Genomic DNA, 18080 nt, shown 5'->3' with positions numbered 1-18080 from the left:
TATGGGGAAAAGGGTATGGACAGAAAGTACAGGGTTATGATCATTGATGATGAGCAGTCGGCAAGAAAGCTTATGAGGGCGGCTATAGACTGGGAGAGCCTTAATATGGAGGTGGTTGGAGAGGCTGCTAGTGGAATTGAGGCAATCAATATTATAGATGAGATCAGGCCGGATATTGCTTTTGTTGATATATCCATGCCTTTTATGGATGGAATAGAGTTTACTCAGACTGCTACCAGCAGGTATCCAAATCTTGTTATAATAATAATGACTGCTATAGATCAGTTTGAATATGCAAGAAAATGCGTGAGCCTGCCTGTATTTGAATATATGCTAAAGCCTATGGTAAGGGCTGAGATCACTGAGGTCTTAGAGAGAGTCAAGAAAAAACTCATGGTTTCTCCGGACTTTTGGGAAGAGGGTAAGGGAGAGACTCTTGAAAGTCATGCATCCAAGGGAGATTCCACTGATGTTATAAAAAAGTATGTGGAAGAAAACTATGGAGATCCAGGGCTTAATCTGACTTATATTGCCCAACACTTTGGATTTAGCGCAAGTTACTTATCGAGGAAGTTCAAGCAGGATACAGGCAAGAATTTTATAGAGTATTTAACTGGTATCAGAATGACAAAAGCGATGGACATTGCCAAAAGTCGTGTTAAAATGTATCAGGCTGCATCTGAAGTTGGGATACCTGATCCCAATTACTTTGGAAGGTGCTTTAAAAAATATGCCGGCATGAGTTATTCAGATTATGTGAACGCTCAGAATACCAGTGCCTGAGCATATTTAAAAGAGGTTATGGATGAATGTATTTGATATTATTGGCCCTGTAATGATAGGACCATCAAGTTCTCATACTGCAGGAGCAGTGAGACTTGGAAGAGTTGTTAACAAGTTGATAGACAATAGGAAGCTTAAAAAAGTTGAGATTACTTTGTCTGGTTCTTTTGCCCAGACCTATAAGGGACACGGAACGGACAGAGCACTTCTTGCCGGAATCATGGGCTTTAAGAGCTATTCTCCGGAGATCAGAGATGCTCTCTCTATAGCAGATGAGAAGGGAATTGAGTACTCTTTTACCAAGGAAAATATAAAGGGTGCTCATCCCAATACAGCTATGATCAGGTTCTTTTTGGAGGATGGAAGTAGTGGAACCATGCAGGGCGCCAGTATTGGCGGCGGTAATATTCTAGTAAATCAGATAAATGGCATGAATGTGGAATTTAACGGAGAGAACAATACACTTCTTGTTATGCATGATGATAAGCCAGGGGTTATAGCTAGTGTGACCCATATGATGCATTTTGAACATGAGGATCTTAATATTTCTAATTTCCATTTATCCAGGCAGGAGAAGGGCGGAGATGCTATCATGACAATCGAGATAGATGGTAATCCCCCAGAGGAGCTGGTGGATGAGATCAGAGAAATTGAGCATGTCAATAATGCCATCCTGATAAGGAGAGTGTAGGAATAGTTAATGCTGAAATATGAGTCAATAGAAGAGCTTGTTATGCAAGCTGAGAAAAAGAATGTTAAGATAAGCGAGCTTGTAATTGAGGACCAGGCACTTGCCATGGAGAAGGACGAGCTTGAAGTATATGAGAAAATGGAACTTGCCTTTCAGGTAATGATGGAGTCAGTTAAGACAGGGCTTGATAAAAATCTTAAGTCAACATCTGGCCTTACTGGCGGCGAAGGATACCTGATGAATGAGTATGCCAAAGGAAAAGAGAGCCTTTGCGGAGAGTTTATGGGAAAGGCTATAGCAAGGTCTTTGGCTGCGGCTGGATGTAATGCCAGCATGGGAAGAATCGTGGCTGCGCCAACAGCTGGAAGCTGCGGAATTCTTCCTGGATGTCTTGTGAGTCTTTATGAAGACAAGGGCTATGATGAAAAAGCTATAGTTATGAGCATGTTTACAGCTTCTGCTTTTGGAATGGTCATTGCCAAGAAGGCTAGTATCGCTGGGGCTCAGGGTGGATGCCAGGCAGAGTGCGGAAGTGCTGCGGCTATGGCTGCTGCAGCTTTAGTGGAGCTTAGAGGCGGCTCTCCAAGGCAGTGTGCAGATGCTCTTGCTATTGCAATCTCAAGTCAGATGGGACTTGTTTGTGATCCTGTTGCAGGACTTGTGGAGATTCCCTGCATCAAAAGAAATGCATCAGGCCTTATGATAGCTTTTTCAAGTGCAGATATGGTTCTTGCGGGGATAGATGCCAAGATTCCTGCAGATGAATGTCTGGATGCAATGAAAGAGGTTGGAGATGCGCTTCCTTTATCGTTGAAGGAGACAGCAGCGGGAGGACTTGCGGCAACTCCTACTGGAAAGAAACTCAGGGACAAGGTTTTTGGAGAATAAGAATATAGTCAGTAATACGAGCCGGTGCAAAAAGCATAGCACCGGTTTTCTTTTTGATGTTCACAAAATGTTTTCTTTTTTAGGATTGACTTATTGGGGACTAATTAGATAAAATCTTTCGGTGTGCTTTTTGGTATGGTTTTTTCAGATTATAAATTGGTAAAAGAGAAATGAAGAATTTACTATCGAAATTTAAAACTTTTAATAATAATCATAGAAAGCTTGTTCCTTTTTTGATTTATTTTGAGATTCTAGTGATTTTTTTTGCCAGTATCTTTAAGGGAATCAGGAGACATTTTGTAGTGGTGCTTGCAGCTCTTTTGCTGATACTTGGCATGTTTGCTGCTGTGAAGCTGATTCCGGGAAGAAGTGAATCTTCTGGGGCTTGCAATGGGCCTGAGGTTGTAGAAACGGTTTCTGTAGCATCAATATCTGAGGCTTCTTCTGAGGCGGATGAGGCAGGTGATACATTGAGTTCTTCTGAGACTATTGACTTAGGTGATGCGGTGACTTCCACTGAAAGTACTGAATCTTCCTCAAAGAATGGTGAGAAGAGTTCGGAAACCAAGGAAATTGTTGATACGATCATAATTGGTGAGGATGTGGGCCAGAATATATCTCAGGAAGCTTTTGATAAGTTTGTGCAGAGATATACTGATACTGTGGGCTGGCTTTATTTTGAAGATGAGAGATTGAGTTACCCTATAATGCGCAGTAACGACAATGACAAGTATGCTGAAGATGATTATGCGGGCAATGAGTCTGAGACGGGAGCGATTTTCCTTGATTTTAGATGCGATCCAGAGTTTACAGATTCTAATTCCATCATATATGGCCATAATATGAGAAACCGCACTATGTTTGGTGCACTCAGAATTTACAAAGAGGATCTTAGCTTTTTGGATCAGCACAAGTACTTCCAGATCAGGACCTCTAATGGAATATCAAGATATATGATCTTTGCATTTATGGATGTTCCCAAGGATTCTTATATCTATGATGTTTATGGTAAGAATCCTTCCAATATGAGGGAGTATCTTGATACAATCGAGTACAAGACTTACATAGATACTGGTATTGAGCCAACAGTAGATGACCAGATCGTGATGTTGTCTACCTGCACTAAGTCAGATGACCTTTATTTTGTAATGTTCGCAGTTAAGGTTGATGAATAAGATAAATGAAAGATGAGGCAGACTTTAAGTCTGTCTTATTTTTTTCTTATTTGATGTGATGATATTGAATCGCTAAATCGTTGATGATACTATGTTTTTTGGGGAAGAAATACAAAAAACTAAAAAGGGGATTTAGTGTATGAGAAAAAAGTTATGGGGTGTTACTATGTCTACGTTGTGTGCTGTAGTATCAGCAGCCACAGTCTTTTCTTCAACAGTTTCCTACGCTTCTGACAATTCAGACGAAATTACAACTGAAGATGAAATCGAAGCCGAAAGTGATGAGGCTAGCGAGGCTGCTAGAGAGAGCTCCGAGGATGACGCAGCTTCTTTGAATGTGACATTAAGCGAAGATACCTTGGATGAAGCTGACACTGAGGCAGAAGCAGTTACTGATTTTATTAGCGAGAGTAAGATTCTATCAGAAAAAGAGAGCGGCGTTTCTGTAAATGATCTGTCAGAGGAAGAAGATAATATTTCCTGGTCCTATGACACAAAGACCAACACTCTTACAATTAGTGGTTCTGGTGCAATAGGAGATTTTGACAGCAATAAGGATCAGCCCTGGTATAGTTATAGAACTAAGGCCAAATATGTTGTTATCGAAGAAGGTATTACAAGAATTGGCAAGAGGAGCTTTGCCGACTTTAATAACTACTCATCCACAATTGGAGGAAGAGTTGAGTTTAAATTTCCTTCTACATTAAAGTCAATTGGAGCTTATGCTTTTGCCTATGCAAGCACTTTTGATGATTTTGTGATTCCTGAAAGTGTTACGGAAATTGAGTCTTATGCACTGGCAAATGCTCGAATTAATGGACGCCTATATATAAAAGCACCAGTTAAAAAACTTGAAGCAAATAGCTTTAATGGTATTCAGGTTAATAAGTTTTTCTTACCTGATACACTTGAAGAGATTGGTGAAAAGGCATTTTGTAATGCACTTAGTATAAGGGACGTTACTTTCCCTGCAAGCGTTAAGAAGATTGATTCAAAAGCTTTTTCTATCAGAGCTCTTAAAACTGTTAAGTTTGAAGGCGAAGCTCCCGAGATAGCTGCAGATGCTTTTAAAGGTTCAGTTAAAAACTTAGCTGTTACATATGATGGATGTAAAAGATCTTTTAGAGATGTTACAGCAGACAGGCTTTATCTCTTTTGACGGCAAAGATTACTATGCTAATGAGAAGGGACACCTTGCCAAGCAGACATTCTTCTATGTGGATGGCAGCAAGTACTATGCTAAGGGTGACTTCACACTTGCCAAGAATGAGACCATTACAAAGTGGGGCAAGAAATATACTTTTGATGAAAATGGACGAATTGCCGTAGAATTTTTGCTATAATTAAGATAAACTAGGCTTGATTGGAGGGACAGAACATGGCAGCAACACTACTATATCAGGGACATGCAAGTGTCAGAATTGTCACAGTTGATAAGAAGGTTATTTACATCGATCCCTTTATGGGTGATGGGTACGACCTTCCTGCAGATCTTATTCTAATGACTCATGATCATTATGATCATGTCCAGGATAAGCTTATTTCAAAAAGAAATGATGGCTGCAGAGTTATAAAGTGGTCAGATGCTCTATCTGGTGGCCAGCATAATGATTACAAGCTTGGCTATGTTCACGTTGAAAGCGTTGAGGCAGGATACAACAAGAACCATGATGCTTCAGAGTGTGTGGGATTTATACTTACCTTTCCTGATGGTATACAGGTTTATTTTTCCGGGGACACATCTACAACACCGCATATGACAAGGCTGGAATCTAGAACGCTTGATTATGCCTTTTTGTGCTGTGATGGCGTTTACAATATGAACGTAGATGAGGCCTCGAGGTGCGCCAAAATTATTGGCGCCAGGCACAATATACCTTATCACATGGAACCAGTTAAAGATAAGACCGGCTTTGATATTAAGGTCGCTGAGAGATTTGATGGACCGGGCAAGATAATATTACGACCCGGAGAAGAACTGGAACTTGTTTGACAGGATATAAAAGGGGAGAAAAATGAGAATAGCATGGTTTTGTATTCCTGCTCACGGGCATACCAATCCGACACTTGGGCTAGTTAGAGCTTTAACTGACGCTGGGCATGAAATCTATTATTTTTCATTTGAGATGTTTAGAGAAAAAATAGAAAATGCCGGTGCTTTTTTTATTCCATGTGATAGTTTTGATTTCAAGATGGAAGATAAAGAAAACGCTGATCGGGTTGGCAAGGATCAGGCTTTTGCTGTTGAACTTCTTGTTTCATCGACACTGGCTTTGGATGAGATGGTAACAGAAAAAATATGTGAACTGCGGCCAGATGCTATTGTGGCAGATTCTATAGCGTATTGGGGCAAACTTGCGGCAATGAAGCATGGTATTCCATTTATCTCATCAACGACTACATTTGCCTTTAATAGATATTCATCCAGGTATATGAAACATGGTATCGCGGAAACTCTGAAAATGTTGTTCTCTATGCCTAAGGTGAATAAGCAGATCAGACGACTTCAGGAAAAAGGATACCCAGTCAAAGGACTCCTTGATATTGTACAGAATGATAATGATACAAACACGATTGTGTATACATCAAAATATTTTCAGCCGTGTTCAGATACTTTTTCTGACAAGTATCATTTCATAGGCCCGTCAATTCGGCCAATCAGTGATAACTTTGAAAAGAAGGCAGAGAAGACTATTTATATTTCTATGGGTACAGTAAATCAGAATAGGGAGTTTTACCGCAACTGCATCAGTGCTTTGGGTAAAAAAGATTATCAAGTAATCATATCGATGGGAACAAATACCGATCATTTCGATGATATGCCTGATAATATTGAAATTTATGAGAGCGTAGATCAGATGGCAGTTCTTTCAATTGCTGATGCTTTCATTACTCATTGCGGAATGAATTCGGCTTCAGAAGGGCTGTATTTTGGTGTTCCACTTATCTTATTTCCGCAGACGCCGGAGCAGGGTGCGGTGGCTAGAAGAGTAGAAGAACTTGGAGCCGGTATAAGGTTATCTTCAATAGATGAAGCTGCTATTCTAGACACGGTTACACGGATTTTTGGAGACAAGAGTTTTAAGCAAGGGGCTGAAAAAGTATCTGAAAGCTTCAAGAATAGTGGTGGTATCAAAGAAGCAGTGGGTTTTATAGAAAGTATAGGAAAAATATGATGGACCCTAGTGACGAAGTCAGCGGTCCATTTTCAGCTGACAAGATAAAATTATATTGCAACTGTTTGGGACCAATGCTATCATGAAAATAGTTTTAAAATATAAGGAAAGAGCGCTTTGCGTTTAGGTGAAGGAATGTTTATTAGATAATTTAGCTTGAGTGAACACTATTATTTTTTTTATAGCTGCTTATGCGGCTGTTTTGTGTACGCTTAAACTAGATTATCATGCATTTTTAGCCTAACTGTTTTAGTTGGTTTATTTGTGTGAGTCTATTTTGCGTATGCAAAATAGGCTCATTTTTATGATACGAGGAAATCGTCATAGGAGCGGCATTAAGCAGCGGAATTGGAGGCGATATATGCTACAGATTAAGGACTTGACTATAACACATCGCAAAGATTTAAGGATTATACTTGAAAAATTTAATATGACTTTAAACGACGGGGATAAAGCGGTTATTATTGGAGAAGAAGGAAATGGAAAATCTACTCTTATGAAGTGGATTTATGATCCGCAGATGGCTGAAGAGTACACTGAATGCGAGGGAGAACTGATAACTGGCGGAGAAGTGATGAGGTATCTTCCCCAGGAACTGCCTGATGCAGACAAAAACAAATCTCTTTATGAGTACTTCTCAGAGGGAAATCTCTTTTTTGACAAGGATCCAAAAGAACTATCTGAACTAGCCAAGGAATTTAATGTTCCGATTGATTTTTTTTATAGCGAACAGAGCATGGGGAGCCTCTCTGGTGGTGAGAAGGTAAAGGCCCAGTTATTAAGGATTATAATCGATAAGCCGTCAGTTCTTTTGCTGGACGAGCCGTCAAACGATATCGATATCAGTACGCTGGAATTGTTGGAAAAACTAATAAATGGGTGGAAGCAAATAGTTCTTTTTATATCCCATGATGAGACCCTTATCGAGAATACTGCGAATGTAGTGATACATATTGAGCAGATCATGAGGAAAACTAAGAGCAGGTACACGATTGTCAGGGATGGATACAGGAATTATATTGAGAAAAGAGCCGAAAACTTCCAGAGGCAGGAACAGCAGGCGTTAAATGACAGACGAGCCAAGAAAATCAGAGATGAAAAATACAAAAGAGTGTATGATTCCGTAGATAGTGCTCTTGCCAATATTTCCAAAGGAGCTAGAGATGCACCAGGTAAAAATTTAAAAGACAAGATGCACACTGTTAAGGCCATGGGAAAGCGCTTTGCAAAAGAAGATGAGAACATGACCAAGATGCCCGAGCAGGAAGAAGCAATATTTTTTAAGCTGGGGGCTGATGATGCCAGGATGCCTGCTGGCAAGACGGTTATTGAGTATCAGCTTGATGAGCTTAGAACTCCGGATGATACAAAGGTTTTGGCAAAAGATATATTTCTGAGAGTAAGAGGCTCTGAGAAAATCTGCATTGTTGGAACTAATGGAGCAGGAAAGACGACACTTCTTAAAAAGATGGCCAAGGAACTACTATCAAGGAGCGATATAAAGGCTCAGTACATGCCACAAAACTATGAGGAACTTCTTGACCTTGATATGACGCCTGTGGAGTTTCTGGATGAAACAGGAGATAAAGAAGTACGGACCCGCATCAGGACTTACCTTGGGTCACTTAAATATACAGCAGATGAGATGGACCACCCTATAAGAGAGCTGTCGGGCGGGCAAAAAGCAAAGGTGCTTCTACTAAAGATGAGCTTATCTGATGCGAATGTTCTAATCCTAGATGAGCCTACAAGAAACTTTTCGCCGCTCTAGGGACCAGTTATCAGGAAGATGATAGCTCTTTTCCCAGGGGCTGTGATCAGCATTTCACATGACAGAAAGTTTATTGATGAGGTTTGTACAACAGTATATACACTAACAGAGAAGGGGCTTTATAAAAATGAGTGAATATAAATATTGTAATCTTAGAGAAAAACAAGAATTAAAGGAAACTGCAGCCAATTGGTTTCATGAAAAATGGGGCGTTCCTAAAGAGGCTTATCTGGAATGTATGGAGGCGTATCTTAAGGGGGATACGGAGTATGGCTGGTATTTGTGCCTTGATGGTGACAAGATAGTTGGTGGCCTTGGTGTTATAGACAATGATTTTCATGACAGAAAAGATCTTACGCCCAATATTTGCACTGTGTACACAGAAGAGGAGTATAGGTGTCAGGGAATTGCAGGTGTGTTGCTTAATATGGCGGTTGAGAATCTGAAAACCAAAGGAATTACGCCAGTTTATCTTGTTACGGATCATGTAGGATTCTACGAGCGATATGGCTGGGAGTTCTTCTGTATGGCACAGGGCGATGGAGAACCTGAAATGACTAGACTCTATATGCATAGGTGATGGATTTTGGTGGCCAGAGTCTACGAAAGGAGAAATGAATGAATTATTTTATCGAAGGAATTCAAGGTAGTGGCAAGAGTACTCTTGTAAGGAAACTTTCTGAGAAATATACTGATTATAAGGCTATATGTGAAGGCGACTATTCACCTGTTGAACTTGCCTGGTGTGCTTATGTTGATGAGAAAACATATAGTGAGATTCTAGATAAATACAGCGCTATTCGAAGTGAAATTGAGGAAAAGAGTTTTGAGGAAGATGACCACATAATTATCTGCTATACCCAAATTATTACCGATATTCCGGGATTTCATAAGGATCTTGAACAATATGAAATCTATAATGGGCGCATTAGTAAAGAGGACTTTAGAGAGCTGGTACTTAGGAGATTTCTAAAATGGAACGGGGATAAGAATATCTTTGAATGCTCCATATTCCAGAACATTGTTGAGGATATGATCCTGTTTCAGAATTGTAGTGATCAGGATATTATCGATTTTTATAAGAGGGTAAAAGAGGCTCTTTCTGGAAAGGAGTATCAGATACTGTATCTTAAAACTGATGATATAGCTTCAAATATTGATACTATAAGAAAAGAGAGATCTGATGATAAAGGAAATGAAATGTGGTTTCCTCTTATGATGCAGTATTTTGATAATTCGCCTTATGCGTTGGAAAAGGATGTTTCAGGAACTGAGGCGCTTTATGAACATTTCAAGCATAGGCAGGAATTGGAACTTAGGATTTGTAAAGAAGTATTTGAAGGTAACTGCAAAGTGCTATGTTCGAAGAACTATAGCTTGTGACACATGAAAGTATTCGGGGAAAATATGAAAACATACGATGAAATGCTTGAACTTATCATAAAAACAGCTAAAGAAGACGAGAGAATTCGTGCGGCGACAATGGAAGGCTCTGCGGTTACACCAGGTGCAGTCCGGGATGGCTTTTCAGACTTTGACATAACCTTTTTTGTCTCAGATATCAGAGAATTCACTTCTGACAAAGAATACATGAAAAGATTTGGAGACATCCTGATCATGCAGACTCCGGATGACTGGTATATGGAACCTTATGATTACGACGGGAAGAACCGATTCGCATATCTTACACAATACAAGGACGGCAACAGGATTGATCTGACTTTTCTAGATGTTTCACAGATTGGAAAACAGAAAGGCTTTAATGAGCCTAGAACAATACTCATAAACAAAGACGGTTTTTCTGAGTTAAAAGAGATTACATCTGGCGATATATTTTTTGTCAAAAAGCCAAGTGAGTTTGAATTTTATAATACTGTAAATGAATTTAGATGGGTCAGTAATTATGCCACAAAGGGGCTTTGTAGGCATCAGTTTTACTATGCCAGATATTCCATGGAACATTTGATGATGAATATGTTCATGAAGATGATAAACTGGAAGGTTGGTATCGATAATGACTTTAAGGTAACCACCGGTTCTTTTTCCAAGTATCTTAGCAAATATCTCACGGAAGAAGAGATGCAGCGTTTTGAGGGAATCTTTGCAGGCGGAACCTATGAAGACATGTGGGATAAGCTATTTCGCATGTATGATTACTTTGAAGACTTATCAATTTACGTTGCTGACAAACTTGGATTTTCACTTGACCTTGAAGAATCCCGGAATGTACGGGACTTCATGCAGAAGAGACACGAAAGCTATGAAAACATACGAATTTGGTAATGCAGATTCCAATATTGTTCTGATTCAGCCAGTTGATGATCACGACCTTGAAGAAATCGAAAATGAATTTGCGGCAATCTCTAGTAGCTGCGATATGAACGTGCACCTGATTGCTGTCAGGATAAATAATTGGAACAATGATCTTTCCCCTTGGGAAGCGCCGGCAGTATTTGGAAAAGAGAACTTTGGAGGAGATGCATCAACGACTCTTTGCGAGCTTTTGAAGTTATGCAATGACAAAGGAAAAAAATATTACATTGGCGGCTATTCGCTAGCTGGCCTATTTGCCCTGTGGGCAGCATATCAGACGGATATTTTTGAAGGTGTTGCGGCTGCGTCCCCTTCCATGTGGTTTCCGGGATTTGTTGATTATATGAAAAAGAATGAAATTAAAACTGATTCAGTTTACCTTAGCCTTGGAGATAGGGAAGAAAAGGCACGTAATCCTATTATGGCGACTGTAGGAGATAGAATAAGGGAAGCTCAGATAATGTTAAAAGAGAAAGGCGTAAACTGCATTCTCGAATGGAACGAGGGTAATCATTTTAAAGATGCTGACATTAGGACAGCCAAGGCATTTGCCTGGGTTCTGAATAACAAAAACTAAAAAGAGGATTTTGTAAATATGCATTTTGTAAGCGCAAAAGGAATTTTGACGAAGAATTCAGGATTTACAGGAATGAACATATATCGCGGCTGCAGTCACGGATGCATCTACTGTGACAGCAGAAGTAAATGTTATCAGTTTACTCATCCCTTTGAAGATATAGAAGTGAAGCAAAACGCGCCAGAACTTCTAGATGCGGCATTAAGATCCAAAAGAAAAAAGTGTATGATCGGTACAGGTTCGATGTCCGACCCTTATATGCACTGCGAGGAAAACTTGAGGTTGACGAGAAGGTGTTTTGAGATTATTTTGCAATATGGTTTTGGAGCTGCAGTTATAACCAAGTCGGATCGCATTCTTCAGGACCTGGATCTTCTTGATGAAATCAATAAAAGAGCTAAATGTGTAGTGCAGATCACGCTTACAACCTATGATGACGAGTTATGCAAGATTATTGAGCCTAATGTTTGTAACACAAAACGCCGTATACAGGTACTTAAAAAGATGCAGGAAAGAGGGATACCTACCGTTGTTTGGCTATCTCCAATACTGCCTTATATCAATGATACCAAGGATAATATAACAGCAATCTTAAATGAATGTGCAGAGGCAGGCGTAAAAGGAATCATCAATTTCGGAATGGGGCTGACACTTAGAGAAGGTGATCGCGAGTATTACTATGCGGCACTTGATAAGCATTTTCCTGGGCTGAAGGAGAAGTATATAAAAAAATATGGTAATTCTTATAACCTTGTAAGCCCTAATGCTAAGGAACTTACAGAAGCTTTTTATGAAATTTGCCAAAAGAACAAGATCATTTGCAAACCGGAGGAATGCTTTCAGTATATAAACGAATTACCAGAAAAATATGAGCAGATGAGGTTATTTGATTTATGAAAATAGACAGAAAAAAAGTTAGAGAGCTGTTTGCAGCGTATACGAGGAATTATGATCCAAATGATCCTAAGATAGCGCTTAAGATAGCTCATACTTATAGAGTTGCAGATAATTGTGAGAAAATAGCAGTGAGTCTGAACCTTACCGAAGAGGAGATCGAGTTTGCTTGGCTGTCGGGAATGCTACATGATATTGGCAGATTTGAGCAGGTCAAAAGATATAACACCTTCATAGACTCTGAATCGGTAGACCATGCCGAATTTGGTGCGGATCTTCTTTTTGGTGATGAAGGGCTTATTACAGAATATGTTGATTTTAGGTCATGGGACAATGAACTTGAGACAGTTATCAGACAGCATAATAAGTACAGGATAGACGAATCCATTTCTGGAAAAACACTTATCTTTTGCAATATCTTAAGAGATGCTGACAAGGTTGATATTCTGAGAGTGAATGTAGAAACTCCCATGGAGGAAATTTACAACGTAACTGAGGATGTATTATTCAATGCAGGTGTTTCAGAGAAGGTCATGGAGCAGGTCAGAGAGCATCATGCTGTAAATCGTGATATCATGGATTCGCCTGCTGAACATTTAATCGGCCATATAGCTCTTGCCTTTGAACTTGTATATCCAAAGAGCTGGGAACTTGCCAGGGAGCAGGGCTATTTATACAAGATGTTTGACTTTCCAACCAAAAATGCCAGCACCAAAAAGGCGCTGGCAGAATCGAGAACTGAGCTTGAAAGTTTTTATTTACTAAGATGACAGCAAACCGTGGGGACGGAGTTAGCAGGCCATTTGCTCCCGTTCCCTAGATCCATTATACTGTAGCAGCATCTGCTTCAATACGGAAGAAGGACATTTCTTCGTCGAGAACCTTTGCTATATCGTTAAGGCCACTGGCTTTCTGGGACAGCACATCCATGGTGTCTGAAAGATTCTGCATAGAAGCTCTTGTCTCTTCTGAACTTGCTGCATTCTGCTGGGATATAGCAGAAAGGCTTGTGATCAGTCCACCAATAAGGATAAGAGATATCATAACAAGACCGGTGAGGAAAATTTTAAGGGACATTTTTCTACTTTTTTCTTCCAATTTTATATCCATTTCTAACCTCCTTTTAAGGCTGGAAAAGTTGTGCGGGCCAATTACAATCATACCATTAAAATGAACAAAATATGTCGATAAAGCGATTGCATTTTTTAAAATTAAATAAAATTTCTATAAAGTAGAATGCAGTATGGAAGATGTTGTATTCTGTATTTTTGCGATTCAAAATGTAGTTGTAGAAGTTCATGCTTTTTAAAATACCTATTTTTACATAACCTGTGATATGCTAGTACTGCCACGGCATGAGTGGGGCGAGATATAGGAAAGTAAAGAAAAATGTTTTGAGAACAGGCATTTTCAGTGCAAATCTTGTTAGTACTGATATGCTTCCGCTCATGGATTATTTTGGCTCTAAGCATGCTAAAGATGGTGCTAAGAATGATATCTCCTACGAGGCTGTTCGTGGCGAAGTTTTAGATGTTCCTGTTTTGGATGAGAGCCGATGGGTGTATGAATGCGAAGTTGCAAGAACTGTTGAGACTGGGGATTATATTTAATTCCTATTTGGGCAGAGGAGGAAAACGAGATAAGATGACTGTACTTGATTTAGATGAGACATATTTGGAGAAGATAAAAGAATTATTTCAATCAGTCTTTAGTGCACCACCTTGGAATGAAGACTGGGACGATGATCAGCTTGATAATTATATAAGAGAATTGATGGAAGTAAGACAGCCTATTTTCTATGGTTTATTTGAAGGTGATGAGCTAATTGGAATGTCTTTAGGAAGAGTAAAACATTGGTGTGGCGGAACGGAGTATTTCATTGAAGAATTTTGTATCCGAAGGGATTATCAGGATAAAGGAAATGGAAAGAAATTCTTATCACTGATTGAGGAAAAGATTAAAGCCCAAGGGCTGAATACTATTTTTCTAATGACAGAGAGAACGCAGCCAGCATATGAATTTTATAAGCATATTGGCTTTACAGAACATCCGGATTTGACAGCATTTGTAAAAGAACTATAGGTATTTAGAAGACTGTTTACGTCTAAACCTTGGAAGCCACCGGTGAAGGAATGAGATAGGAGGAGCCAGATGTTCTTTAAAAAGAAAACAGTTAAGAAAACCTATAACAGAGAAAACAAAAAGCCTGTAATAAAGGCAAGCATCTGTACTGGAGAGCAGGTTGCAGGATTTCAAGATATTCACACCGGTTCTTTTGAAGAAATTATGCTGATCAGAAATTCAGAAGACCTGCTTCAGTTTAAGGAAGAATATGGAGTTAGCGGAGATATAGAGAAAATTTATTGAACATATATGAGTTTTGAAGGAGATGCGAAAATGGCTTTGCTTTGCACCTTGTTTGCACCTTTAAATCAGGTCTGAAAAACAAGGAAAAGAATAGCAAGTTAGGAGTTGATTTTTACTATGATTAAGATATTATTTGTCTGCCACGGCAGCGTACCGACTATAGTGGCAAAATGCCATAGTTAAGGCATTTCTTGAATACTTTATCATTCGATTTGCACCTCGTTTGCACCCTTTACAGTAACAATAAAAACCGGCTCCGATATGGCACTATATATGTATGATAAACAGCTTGGCTTTTGCTGAGCTGTTATTTTTTACGGATTTATTATATGATGTAGACTCTTTTTACGTGGCGGACTAGTTATGTATACCTCGTTTTTTATTATATGTATATAAACAGTTGGGGCTGATACTGTAAGCGTTGATTGAAAGGGAAAGGTAAGAGATGTTTGAGAGAAAATATAAAATGGACGTTATTTATGATCTTTTTGAAGGCGAGGAAATAACCAAGACTCAAGCGGAAACAGCAGATATTGTCTGATGGATTGTAACCAACATAGATGGAGAGAACAAAGGCCGAAGCATATAGCGTTTCGACCTTTATTTTACAATGTTGACAAATTTTTGTAAATGTAATAACATGTATATACAAGTAAATACATATAACTTTAGATAATAATAATCACGGAGGGGGATTTCATGGGAGTAGAATCCATTGAGAAGAAGGGTAATACAATAAATATAAGGGTGTCATCAAGCCAGCTTGATACAATAGAGGCAGCTAAAGTTAGAAACCCAAGAATAAGTACGACGGATGTAATGATGTCCGGAGCCAATTTGTTAAGGGTGCTTTCGGGGTTAAGCGCAGATACGGCTGGGGTATATAATGAGCTCGTTAATGCCTTGATCATTCATGATGATTTATTACGATGCTTGGCAAAGCCAAAGAATCCACAAATTGACGATGATAGAAATAAATCTGAATTAAAGAAAAGCTTGATGGAGAATGAGAAGAAAATCATTACATTTTTGAAATGTATTATTGAGAACAATGGCATTTCCTGATAAATAAATGATTAAATATAACATTTTTGTGGTGGACATATAATATGTCTGCCATTTTTTTATGTCTTGACGTGTAGTCATTGACTACATATAATTAATTTGCAATTACACGCATTGACTACATGGAAAGGGATTGCCTATGGAAAAGGAAATCTATGATGTTGAAGGTATTCAGATAGAAGTAGAGAAGCCTGAGAAGAGTGATAACGATGCTGAACGCAGGAAGATGGCTTACGCATTTAAAGTCATAAGGGAACAGTCCGGTATGAGTCGCAACGAGTTTTCGGCATGGCTTGGTGTCCCATATAGAACAATGCAGGAGTGGGAACTTGGCAGGAGAATGATGCCAGAGTATGTGCTTCGTCTTATTGCATATAAAGTATTGAATGAAAAACAGAAAGGGAGGATTGGCAATGATGATTAAGATTCTTTCGAAGATTGTTGCAGCGTTGATGGTAGTGATTCTTGGATCACTGTGCATGGTTGCAAATGGAGCAGCCAAGGTTTACTGTCGTATAGCAGGCATCTTTTTTAACTTTATTGGTATATGTGTATTACTGGCTGTGATCACATCACAGTGGAATAATGTATTTATTCTTGCGATTATTTCAGGCGCAGGCTTCCTTTCATATTTAGCAGTGGGGCTTATTATGACTGTTCTTGAGAGTGGGAAGGACTTCTTTAATACAGTTTTGCATGGCTAAAATGATATATTGCCCAAAAGTTCCCTCGTCGGGTACCAAAAGTTCCCTCGCCATGCATCTTTTCAAGCTTTTTTAGACGTGTTATATTTACAATGGACAAAGCGAACGGAACAAAACAAGTAACCGTAAGCCGAGTCCATTTCTTTTGCAAAAGAATAAAGGCAGATTAAGCGTCAGCTCAAATTTGAGTCGTCAGATTTGGGATTGGCGCTTTTCTTATGCCTGTAACTAAGCCAGAGGATGACGATCCAAGGCTAAACGCAAACAGAAAGGACAATAGAATATGGATTATGAATCATTTAAAGAGCAGTTTGTCGAGGATGTGAAGAATAAGCTTTACGAACAGGGCTCTGAGGCAGAAATTACTGTAAATCCTGTGAACAAGCTCAATGAGCATTATGAGGCAATGACAGTAAAGCCTGAGGGTGACAGAGTTGGTGTAAACCTTGGCCTTGATAAGTTTTATGAGGCTGTAGAGAACGGTACTCCTTATGGTGTGGTTGTAGATAAGGCGGTTCAGACAATCCACGATGGCATTGAGAACAGACCTGACTTTGATCTTGATTCTTTAACTGACTATTCAAAGATGAAGGACAAGCTTGTAATGGAAGTTGTTTCTGCGGAGGCAAACAAGGACCTACTGGATACTGTACCTCATAAGAATATGGAGGACATGGCGGTTGTATATCGCTTTGTTCTCAGTTCCGATGATGAAGGCAGGGCATCAATCCTTGTTACAAATCAGCTGATCGAGACCATGGGGGTTACTCCTGAACAGCTTCATGCTGATGCAATGGAGAATGCTCCCCAAATCAAGCCTCTTGAAATCAAGGGCATGGGCGAGGTCCTTGCTGAGATGATGGGAGTTGAACAGGCAGAAATGCTTGGCCTTTATCCTGTAAAACCTGAGGATGAACAGATTTTTGTAGCTTCTGTGCCGGATAAGGTTCATGGTGCAGGTGTTCTTGCTTATCAGGACTTCATGGACAAAGCTGCAGAGAAGGCAGGCGGTGACTTCTATATTTTACCTTCGAGTATCCATGAAATTCTCATTGTTCCTGACAACGGGAAAATGGGACTTAAGGATCTGGAAAACATGGTAAAAGAGGTAAACGCCACGCAGGTTTCTCCGGCAGATAAGCTTACGGATAACGTCTATCACTATGATTCCCAGGCTAAAATCTTTGAGCTTGGTGAGAAGTTTGTGGAACGTCAGTCCGAGCGGGATGAGATTGCTCCTGAGAAGGAAGAGAAAGCGTCACTTCTTGGTGATCTTAAGGCAAAGAAGGAGGAAGTGGCCAAGATTCCAAAAAAGGAATCCATCGACAAGGGTGCTAAATCCAAAGGCGGAGAAGCACTTTGATCTCTGAAATGAACTAATAACAAATAATGGCCATGGGCATAAAGCGTCAAGCTGAAGGTATATCCACAGTTTGGCGCTTTTCTTGTGCCCGGAAAGGAAATGCGATGTCAAGAACAGTAGTGGACAGAAGAACAGGTAAAACAAAGAATCATGGCTCATCAGCAGCAGGACATAGAGAGAGTCTTGCACATCCAAAGAATTGCAAATGTGAATGCCCTTATGGATATGGAAGAGCTTTTTGTTGGCCCTGTATGAATAAGATTGTCTCCGAACATAACGCAGCAAGGAAAGCTACTCCACAGGGGGTATGAGG

General features: G+C 39.6%; 24 protein-coding genes. 23 read left to right on the top strand and 1 reads right to left on the bottom strand.

What is annotated here, in order from left to right; genetic code table 11:
- The first annotated feature begins 15 nt into the window (after positions 1-15).
- The 15 genes from BLO53_RS01075 to BLO53_RS01005 all read left to right on the top strand — a co-directional run bounded on the left by BLO53_RS01075 (position 16) and on the right by BLO53_RS01005 (position 13038).
- Positions 16-783, top strand: coding sequence for a response regulator transcription factor (locus tag BLO53_RS01075; protein WP_092058410.1), 768 nt, complete (start codon positions 16-18; stop codon positions 781-783).
- A gap of 22 nt (positions 784-805) precedes the next feature.
- Positions 806-1474, top strand: a complete 669-nt coding sequence (gene sdaAB / locus BLO53_RS01070; protein ID WP_092058409.1) for an L-serine ammonia-lyase, iron-sulfur-dependent subunit beta — start codon at positions 806-808, stop codon at positions 1472-1474.
- A gap of 9 nt (positions 1475-1483) precedes the next feature.
- The gene (gene sdaAA, locus BLO53_RS01065) at positions 1484-2362 is read left to right on the top strand and encodes an L-serine ammonia-lyase, iron-sulfur-dependent, subunit alpha (protein WP_092058407.1); all 879 of its coding nucleotides are present in this window, start codon (positions 1484-1486) and stop codon (positions 2360-2362) included.
- Between the two features lie 254 nt (positions 2363-2616).
- Entirely contained in the window at positions 2617-3537 is a 921-nt protein-coding gene (locus BLO53_RS01060; RefSeq protein ID WP_176757100.1) for a class B sortase, read from the top strand.
- A gap of 139 nt (positions 3538-3676) precedes the next feature.
- Positions 3677-4696 (top strand): leucine-rich repeat domain-containing protein, encoded by a 1020-nt coding sequence (locus tag BLO53_RS01055; protein WP_092058403.1) that lies wholly within the window; start codon positions 3677-3679, stop codon positions 4694-4696.
- A complete protein-coding gene (locus BLO53_RS01050) occupies positions 4665-4880 on the top strand; it encodes a hypothetical protein (protein ID WP_092058401.1) in 216 nt (71 codons plus the stop codon). Before BLO53_RS01055 ends, BLO53_RS01050 begins: the two co-directional genes overlap by 32 nt.
- A 35-nt stretch (positions 4881-4915) precedes the next feature.
- Positions 4916-5530 (top strand): MBL fold metallo-hydrolase, encoded by a 615-nt coding sequence (locus BLO53_RS01045; protein ID WP_092058399.1) that lies wholly within the window; start codon positions 4916-4918, stop codon positions 5528-5530.
- Positions 5531-5552: 22 nt separating this feature from the next.
- Positions 5553-6713 (top strand): macrolide family glycosyltransferase, encoded by a 1161-nt coding sequence (locus BLO53_RS01040; RefSeq protein ID WP_092058397.1) that lies wholly within the window; start codon positions 5553-5555, stop codon positions 6711-6713.
- Positions 6714-7074: 361 nt separating this feature from the next.
- A complete protein-coding gene (locus BLO53_RS01035; protein WP_330388776.1) occupies positions 7075-8484 on the top strand; it encodes an ATP-binding cassette domain-containing protein in 1410 nt (469 codons plus the stop codon).
- A gap of 127 nt (positions 8485-8611) precedes the next feature.
- Positions 8612-9064, top strand: coding sequence for a GNAT family N-acetyltransferase (locus BLO53_RS01030; protein WP_092058395.1), 453 nt, complete (start codon positions 8612-8614; stop codon positions 9062-9064).
- A gap of 38 nt (positions 9065-9102) precedes the next feature.
- Positions 9103-9867 (top strand): hypothetical protein, encoded by a 765-nt coding sequence (locus BLO53_RS01025; protein ID WP_092058394.1) that lies wholly within the window; start codon positions 9103-9105, stop codon positions 9865-9867.
- 24 nt (positions 9868-9891) lie between these two features.
- On the top strand, positions 9892-10767 hold the full coding sequence (locus tag BLO53_RS01020; protein WP_092058392.1) for an aminoglycoside 6-adenylyltransferase: 876 nt from the start codon (positions 9892-9894) through the stop codon (positions 10765-10767).
- Positions 10745-11374: an esterase gene (locus BLO53_RS01015; RefSeq protein ID WP_092058389.1), complete on the top strand. Its 630-nt coding sequence runs from the start codon at positions 10745-10747 to the stop codon at positions 11372-11374. The genes BLO53_RS01020 and BLO53_RS01015 overlap by 23 nt, the downstream gene beginning before the upstream one ends.
- Before the next feature lie 18 nt (positions 11375-11392).
- The gene (locus BLO53_RS01010) at positions 11393-12271 is read left to right on the top strand and encodes an SPL family radical SAM protein (RefSeq protein ID WP_092058388.1); all 879 of its coding nucleotides are present in this window, start codon (positions 11393-11395) and stop codon (positions 12269-12271) included.
- The gene (locus BLO53_RS01005) at positions 12268-13038 is read left to right on the top strand and encodes an HD domain-containing protein (RefSeq protein WP_092058386.1); all 771 of its coding nucleotides are present in this window, start codon (positions 12268-12270) and stop codon (positions 13036-13038) included. Before BLO53_RS01010 ends, BLO53_RS01005 begins: the two co-directional genes overlap by 4 nt.
- 55 nt (positions 13039-13093) lie before the next feature.
- On the opposite strand, the gene BLO53_RS01000 is transcribed toward BLO53_RS01005, so the two are convergent.
- Positions 13094-13378 carry a hypothetical protein gene (locus BLO53_RS01000; RefSeq protein ID WP_092058384.1) on the bottom strand — a complete coding sequence of 95 codons (285 nt, stop codon included), beginning with the start codon at positions 13376-13378 and terminating at the stop codon, positions 13094-13096.
- A gap of 245 nt (positions 13379-13623) precedes the next feature.
- Between BLO53_RS01000 and BLO53_RS00995 the strand changes: the two genes are divergently transcribed.
- The 8 genes from BLO53_RS00995 to BLO53_RS00960 all read left to right on the top strand — a co-directional run bounded on the left by BLO53_RS00995 (position 13624) and on the right by BLO53_RS00960 (position 18078).
- Complete coding sequence (locus tag BLO53_RS00995; RefSeq protein ID WP_092058382.1) at positions 13624-13878, top strand: flavin reductase family protein; 255 nt, start codon at positions 13624-13626, stop codon at positions 13876-13878.
- A gap of 34 nt (positions 13879-13912) precedes the next feature.
- The gene (locus tag BLO53_RS00990) at positions 13913-14350 is read left to right on the top strand and encodes a GNAT family N-acetyltransferase (protein ID WP_092058380.1); all 438 of its coding nucleotides are present in this window, start codon (positions 13913-13915) and stop codon (positions 14348-14350) included.
- A gap of 69 nt (positions 14351-14419) precedes the next feature.
- Positions 14420-14635 (top strand): aspartate dehydrogenase, encoded by a 216-nt coding sequence (locus BLO53_RS00985; RefSeq protein ID WP_092058378.1) that lies wholly within the window; start codon positions 14420-14422, stop codon positions 14633-14635.
- Positions 14636-15334: 699 nt separating this feature from the next.
- Complete coding sequence (locus BLO53_RS00980; protein WP_092058376.1) at positions 15335-15700, top strand: hypothetical protein; 366 nt, start codon at positions 15335-15337, stop codon at positions 15698-15700.
- Between the two features lie 139 nt (positions 15701-15839).
- Positions 15840-16124 carry a helix-turn-helix domain-containing protein gene (locus BLO53_RS00975; protein ID WP_242875263.1) on the top strand — a complete coding sequence of 95 codons (285 nt, stop codon included), beginning with the start codon at positions 15840-15842 and terminating at the stop codon, positions 16122-16124.
- On the top strand, positions 16114-16404 hold the full coding sequence (locus BLO53_RS00970) for a hypothetical protein (RefSeq protein WP_092058375.1): 291 nt from the start codon (positions 16114-16116) through the stop codon (positions 16402-16404). Before BLO53_RS00975 ends, BLO53_RS00970 begins: the two co-directional genes overlap by 11 nt.
- A 283-nt stretch (positions 16405-16687) precedes the next feature.
- Positions 16688-17767 carry a DUF5688 family protein gene (locus BLO53_RS00965; RefSeq protein ID WP_092058373.1) on the top strand — a complete coding sequence of 360 codons (1080 nt, stop codon included), beginning with the start codon at positions 16688-16690 and terminating at the stop codon, positions 17765-17767.
- Positions 17768-17871: 104 nt separating this feature from the next.
- On the top strand, positions 17872-18078 hold the full coding sequence (locus BLO53_RS00960) for a hypothetical protein (RefSeq protein ID WP_092058371.1): 207 nt from the start codon (positions 17872-17874) through the stop codon (positions 18076-18078).
- Positions 18079-18080 lie beyond the last annotated feature (2 nt).

Origin of the sequence: Butyrivibrio sp. INlla14 (assembly GCF_900102515.1) — a bacterium.
In the GTDB taxonomy this organism is placed as follows: Bacteria; Bacillota; Clostridia; order Lachnospirales; family Lachnospiraceae; genus Butyrivibrio.
This window is presented reverse-complemented; position numbering and strand designations above follow the sequence as displayed.